Origin of the sequence: Pararcticibacter amylolyticus (genome assembly GCF_003130405.1) — a bacterium.
Classification (GTDB): domain Bacteria; phylum Bacteroidota; class Bacteroidia; order Sphingobacteriales; family Sphingobacteriaceae; genus Arcticibacter; species Arcticibacter amylolyticus.
Genome location: NZ_QEAS01000003.1, coordinates 264,527 through 270,855 on the forward strand (window position 1 = coordinate 264,527; position 6,329 = coordinate 270,855).

At 40.7% G+C, this 6,329-nt stretch carries 5 protein-coding genes; all 5 read right to left on the bottom strand.

Annotated elements, in window-relative coordinates; all coding sequences use genetic code 11:
• On the bottom strand, nucleotides 1-859 hold an 859-nt coding region (locus DDR33_RS25730), incomplete at its 3' end, for a DVUA0089 family protein (protein WP_202913658.1).
• A gap of 44 nt (nucleotides 860-903) precedes the next feature.
• Complete coding sequence (locus DDR33_RS05530) at nucleotides 904-1,272, bottom strand: hypothetical protein (protein ID WP_109414762.1); 369 nt, start codon at nucleotides 1,270-1,272, stop codon at nucleotides 904-906.
• 30 nt (nucleotides 1,273-1,302) lie between these two features.
• On the bottom strand, nucleotides 1,303-4,764 hold the full coding sequence (locus tag DDR33_RS05535) for a hypothetical protein (RefSeq protein WP_109414763.1): 3,462 nt from the start codon (nucleotides 4,762-4,764) through the stop codon (nucleotides 1,303-1,305).
• Between the two features lie 604 nt (nucleotides 4,765-5,368).
• Nucleotides 5,369-5,707, bottom strand: a complete 339-nt coding sequence (locus DDR33_RS05540) for a hypothetical protein (protein WP_109414764.1) — start codon at nucleotides 5,705-5,707, stop codon at nucleotides 5,369-5,371.
• A 192-nt stretch (nucleotides 5,708-5,899) separates the two neighbouring features.
• Nucleotides 5,900-6,157 (bottom strand): hypothetical protein, encoded by a 258-nt coding sequence (locus DDR33_RS05550; protein ID WP_146198703.1) that lies wholly within the window; start codon nucleotides 6,155-6,157, stop codon nucleotides 5,900-5,902.
• Between the last annotated feature and the right edge of the window lie 172 nt (nucleotides 6,158-6,329).

Genomic DNA, 6,329 nt, shown 5'->3' on the forward strand with positions numbered 1-6,329 from the left:
CAGCACCTTCTGATACTACGTAATAAGTTCCGGCTGGAAGTGTGGTCTGCAGGTAAGCGGTTATACCCGGACACATAGGACCGTTGTTATCATCATTAGTGGCGATGGTGCCGCCTGAACTGTTAAGCAGGTGCATATAGGTATCAAAACCACTGCCACAATGAGATAGGGTTACTACTGATGAGTTCGTCAGTGTGAACTGATAATAGATATCATTGCTCAGCTGTCCGATATCATTCCCCAGGCAGGGGTCGGCATTGCTCATCGTATGTGTAAAGCTTCCTGAGGAACTGAACGTCCCTGCCTGGATGGCATTGTTCCTGTTCGCACCGGCAGGTGGTGAACTTACCGAAGGGCTGCTGATCTGGAGTGTATAGTTACCGGTGCTGCTGCCATAACCCTCTACCACGACATAATAAATTCCTGCCGGGAGTCCGGGATATGTTAGTTTGGATTGGGCGCCACAATCTGAATCATCGTTACTTATAATCTGGTCTTCTCCGTCCAGCAAATGTACGTAGGTATCAAAGCTGCTTCCGCAAAGGGAAATTGTGATATCTGAGCTGGCCCCTACTGTGAAATAATACCAAACGTCGGGGCTGGGTTGTCCATAGGGCTGACTGCTGCTGGTGTTCCGGTTATAGTGGTCTGAATAGGAGATCCCGTTATAATAAGAATTGTTTCGCGAATCGGTGTAATTTCCGCCGCAAGGGCTGAATGAACCTGCATAGATGGGATCATATTTATAAGTACCGTTCTGAGCGAGGGCACTGGCTATCGTTAGATACAGAATGGCAACGAGGGCACTGGCTATCTTGAAACCTGTGTGCGCTTTATATTTTATTAGAGGTTGGGGCATGATGATCTGCAGGAATTATTTCTCGATTTTGTCTTTGTCTTTACTTACCGTTCGGAGGAGGGAACGATCTGTTCCTGTTGCTCAGGGCTCAGGAAGGTGGCCAGCTTCCGGTTACGTTCTTCTATCAGGGTCCTGATCCGCTCCCTCCGGATTTCCAGGCTCAGACTTTTGTCGGCTTCCAGAGCCTTCATGGATTCTTTATAGCCGGATTGTACTTTGTCTACTTGTTCAGCTTTGATGGAATCGATTTTCAAAGTGCGTTTATAGAAGTTAAGTTGAATTCGCTTTTGACCGGAAAAACTCAAAACGCGCTGCCCGGGGGCAATACTGTCCTGCTTGGTTTGAGCGTAACCTAAAGAGCAGGAAAAAAAGCAAGCTGTGAAAAGGGAAAGGAAGAATATCAGGGGTTTCATAATATTGGGTATGTTTAGTGAATTTTAAAATTATTGTTTGTAGTGATAATTATATTCGTTTAACACTTTACCGCTTTGATCTTGAATGCGCCATAGACGTTGAAAATCGTCGTACTGATAATATGTAGTACTCCCATCAGTATTAGTCTTGCTCGTCATACCGACATACGGATCATAGGTATAGGTCGTCATGGTAGCAATGGAAGGGTACAGACACAAGTTATCAATAAGATAATTGCCGGACAATTGTACCGAAGAAACGCCAGAGAGAATACGTTTATACTGAACCCAACCGTTATAAGATCTTATCTTTTCGGCCGGTCCTCCGCTTATATTTGCCGCAGAGGTGCTATTCGCCCAATATGTCAGGATATATTGTCTGCCAGTATTAAGTGCGCCTTTGGTAACCACACCACTGTTTAAGTTATAGATTTTTTTACCGAAAGGTGCATCAGAATTAAGTTGCATAGAACCGGTATAACTCCAGCCACCTTTATTTTCAGCTTCAAAACTTGTATAGGCAACTTCTGCATTGGAAGCATTTTTTATTTCGGCTACTGGATAGTTATTTTTATAATCCCATAAATAGCTTATTGAGGGACCTTTTCTTTTTTCCAAAGCTTCTATGTTGCCTTCAGCGTCATATCTTTGGTATTTTATTAAGGTCTCAATCGGACTGGATACCCCTGATCTAGTTTGTATAGAATCGGTCAAAAATAATCCAGGATACGGCTCCCCGTAATTATTACGGCGAAAACTGATCTGAGTATTTGCTTTGAACGACTCCTCCTCCACGACAGGATCAATTATGTTTTTAGTTATCATTTCATGATAAATCCCATGAGGGTCCTTATTGTCTTTTACCATCTCATGAGGATAGGATTTGATGACGGAAACAGTGCTCAAATCACTTGTATTCTCATCTATTTTAGTCACTTGCCTGTGAAGGGGATTGCCGTAGTAATAGTTTTTAATACTAGTTTTTTCTCCGCCCTGATCATATGTTTTGGTAATTTCCTTCGATTTATAGATCCACTCGTTCTCCTTCGTATATTCTGTAAACTCGTATTCCCAGTAGCCATAAATAACATAGTTAACTATTTGAGCTCTCGTCACTCCGCTAATAAAATCACTGGGAAATTCGGAATTTTGGGTACTGTTGAATGAATATTGATAGAGCTTTTCTTGAATGAGATCCCAATTGTTCTGCTTTTGGGAGAATATTTGGTCCTTTACTAACAGGCCCCGTCTCCACTCGTATGAATTGATTTCTTTGTATCCTCCAGAAGGAAGTGAGGAGAATATTGTTGGTGGATAATCATTACTGGTGGTAAAATAACTCTTTTGTTTGGATTCATGACCATTCCCATCCACATCCAGTTCGGTAACGACATTGTACAAAACGATGCTGCCATTGGTGCCTGTGGTGGGAAGCTGGCTATCTGTGCCAAATACATCATTCATGCAGGGGGATTTAGATAGTTTCACAGTGTAAACCGGGTCCTGCTCAAGATAGCCGCTTGAAAAAACAGAGTTGTCCTCGTTATACTTAAAAATCTTCTTGGTTAATAATTGTGAATTGTGGTCATAATTTCTGATCTCCGCTACCCGTAGTCCACCAACGATTTTGTCAGAAATAATGGGATTTACAGGATCATTATTTTCCACCCAGTTCAGTGTTACATAGAAAAGAAAATTGTTGATATCTGAACAGGACGTACTCTCATTAGGCCAGCGGAAATACATTTTATAATTACCTACAGGTAGTCGGAGATTGGTTGGATATTGCTGCTGATAGAGCTTATCAACCTTGACTGTCAGCCCGGAACTAATATTATAAAGGATCAGTTCGGCACACCCTTCCCTTATTAAGTTAACATTGATACTTGCGTCATCATTAATGATTGAATAGCTAACATCGGCAGTAGGCGGCGAGCTGTCGACAACGGGATTGTTTACTGAAAAATACGTGGTATCGGTTATACGGTTTTCAAATTGCACATGTGCATACTTTCTGATTTGTGCAGGTAGCGATGTCGTAGTATTCTTTACTCTGTTGCTCTCATAGGTAAACTCAGACTTTCCGCCGGTGGGATATTTTACTGATGTCAGGATCATCGCCTGGGCGGCAACTTCATCTGCTTCCCTATCGGCACCTTCAAAGCTTACAATACCCGGAATAGCGTACATTGTTGTGCCGTTGAAATACGTTGATGAGGGAACCAGCGTTGTATTAGCTTTTCCGTTAAAGAATCCCCAATGGTCCCTGGCCCTGCTAAGCCGGGAGGGACCATCTCCTTTGTAGGCAAATTCCCTGTACATCTCAGACCGGTTGTTACTGACAAGGGTAATCTTTTTTAAAAAAAGCCGAAGGGTGAAATCAGAACCTAAGCCAGAACTGCTGTTGGATGCGGGGTTAGACGGTGTATTATAGTAATATTCAAAATCGTACCTCTTGATCTGATCCTGGCCGCGAAAAACCAGGATGCTTGTCACGGCATTAGCGCCGATAAGATCACGACGGTTCAGATCTCTGATAAATTGAATCTTCAGATCTTTGTAATTAATCGATTCTATTTCAAATGAATTAATCCAGGCATACACATCTGTAAACTCGGTTCCATTTTGGCAGGAATTAATCTCCCCAATGAAAACATGTTTGTACTTCTCACTGATATCTGCAGAAAACCCGTAATCTTTAAAGGTATGGTTATAGATTATTTTTTCCTGATTTGCCATTTTGGTCTCTAACAGGAACCAGGAACTTACTCCGCTGAATGAGCTATAGGAGGTATTAGAGGAACTAAGGCTAGTATTGGAGAAATCAAAAGCAGATTTTGAGTTATCCTCGTTATATCCGAAAAAGTATTTATTGCCATTTGGAGCTGTTATGATCCATTTTCCATTTCCCTGCATATCCTCATACTCAATTTTTAAAGGCGAGGCCGGGAATGTATAATGTTTACCATTGGGAAAGAGATAGAACTTACCGGAGTACCCGTCAAAGCTGTAGCTGTAAATATCCGGTTCCATGTCAAAATAATCATGGCTTATATCTCTGGTGGTAGCATATATCGACCTGTTTTTGAGTTCCAGATCAGCATCCGGGCTTTTAATAGCTTTAAACTGTTCGATTTCGTTATAGTAAGGTGCATTCACGTTATCACTCCTGCTCTTTACGTCTCTTGTAATCACTCCGCCCTGATTTAGCGACCACCCAAGCCCAACTTCGGAAGCAACTTCATTAACCCTTATTCCCTGCGTATTATAGTTCAGACTAACATTTATTGGATTTCCATGCACCGTGGTAGAAAATATCGGAACTTCAATATTCATAGTGCCGTTGCTTTTATTAACAGGGACGGCACCCGCTCTGAATAATGAACTCACATTAGGAGAGGACACAAGAACTTCATTGACTTCTTCTTCCTGCCCCTGTACATTCAGGGTAGCCAAACAAAGGAATACTTTTAGAACGAAAAGTTTTTTCATATTGATAATTGAGAACGACTATTTACATTGAATTTCAGGGAACTATTTCTGAATATCTGTTTAATTCAAGTGCAATAGGGTATACACTGGAATTCTATTGGCTTTTATTGATTCATTCAACTATATTTTTCTATGTTTCTCAACATACTTTTATAAGGGGAATAAGAGAAGTGTTATAATGCATCTCGTTGAATAAGGACACTTTATATCGGATACTCAAGTGGTTCAAAGATTATTGGGAGGAGGTTAAGTTCCTAGATTGTTTGAATTATTCATAAAGGTCTTTTTTCTTGAGAGTTTATTTTGTTTTAAAAATTCCAGATCATCTGGCTTGCGTTTGCAATATTGGTAAACTACATTAAGAAGTGATTACATTAATGTTATTTTAAAAAAAAGCCATACAATATAATTTGAGCCTGATGATAGCCTCAGATACCCCGATTCTTCCTTTTGTCTTTTTGGGTTTCTTTCATCAAAATTCAAAGCCCTGTTTATTTCATCAGCAATTGGCTCATCGTCCAGATCATCCAGGTAAAGGGCAGTTTGGATTCAAGTTCGTGACCCATTGACTCTTTTATATAGCTAAGGGAGCTCAGATTCTGCACTAAAAGGATAACATAAAGACATCACGGGCTAGAGCGGCACGACCCTTTAACAAAGTAGGATCAATATCCCGGATAACCTTTAGATCCTCGACCTTCAGGTTACGCTTTTCAGTTTCCGGAGGATCCCCTATCTTAAATTTTTTAAAGAGATAATGAGCTATGCGGATAATCCCACTGTCATCATTAAAGTCGGTCATTGCCTGTTTAAACAGCGTCCGGAGATCCCGCATGTAATGATGAACCCCTGAATCCTTTAGAGGCTTCTTAATTGTAGTAACTAAATTTCCGTATTGGTTTGCTCTCTGAATGGTTCTCTCTGTCCGGAGGTATTTATCCATGATTCAAGGAACTTGTAATTTATCTCAGCCACATAGACGTTTTCACGGCCAAAAAATCGACCAAACTATTCACTACAGCATTAAAACACCCAGCTGACGAATCTCTATCAGACTTTATAGACTTGATAAAGGTCCTGCAGAAGGCAACAAAATCGACCTGGCCTTTCTCTTCCCTCTTTGTTAAAAAGGCTTTTAGATCCTCGGCATCCATATAATCAACTTCAGCACCCAGAGCAAGGATCTTATTTCGATAACCTTTATTATTTCATGAACCGCATCATAGACGAAATCGTCTTTTAGTTCGAAGGATTGGGTCAGGTGTTTCTTGGTAACAAAGAAAGGAGTGTCAATGTATTTCGGTCGGCGTTTATGGATCAACCGAATTTTCACGTTCCAGGTATTCTCCTCCTTTTTCCAGTGCTCTTCAATAACCGGTTTAAATGTTGCCATTTCTCTCTCCTCTGTGAAACATTTGTGAAACATTATCGAAAAAAAGAGCAAAAAGCTGTACTTGTAAGAGGCATAAAAAATGCCATCTTTAATCTTAAAGATGGCATTATATTAGTAATTCACTGTTTTTGAGCTGTATTTTCGCTCTTTTTTTGAGTGGAGAATATCGGAG

Excerpts from the sequence above, each read along its gene's own strand:
- DDR33_RS05530 (WP_109414762.1), bottom strand. The coding sequence starts at position 1,272 with ATGAAACCCCTGATATTCTTCCTTTCCCTTTTCACAGCTTGCTTTTTT.
- DDR33_RS05535 (WP_109414763.1), bottom strand. The coding sequence starts at position 4,764 with ATGAAAAAACTTTTCGTTCTAAAAGTATTCCTTTGTTTGGCTACCCTG.
- DDR33_RS05540 (WP_109414764.1), bottom strand. The coding sequence starts at position 5,707 with ATGGATAAATACCTCCGGACAGAGAGAACCATTCAGAGAGCAAACCAA.
- DDR33_RS05550 (WP_146198703.1), bottom strand. The coding sequence starts at position 6,157 with ATGGCAACATTTAAACCGGTTATTGAAGAGCACTGGAAAAAGGAGGAG.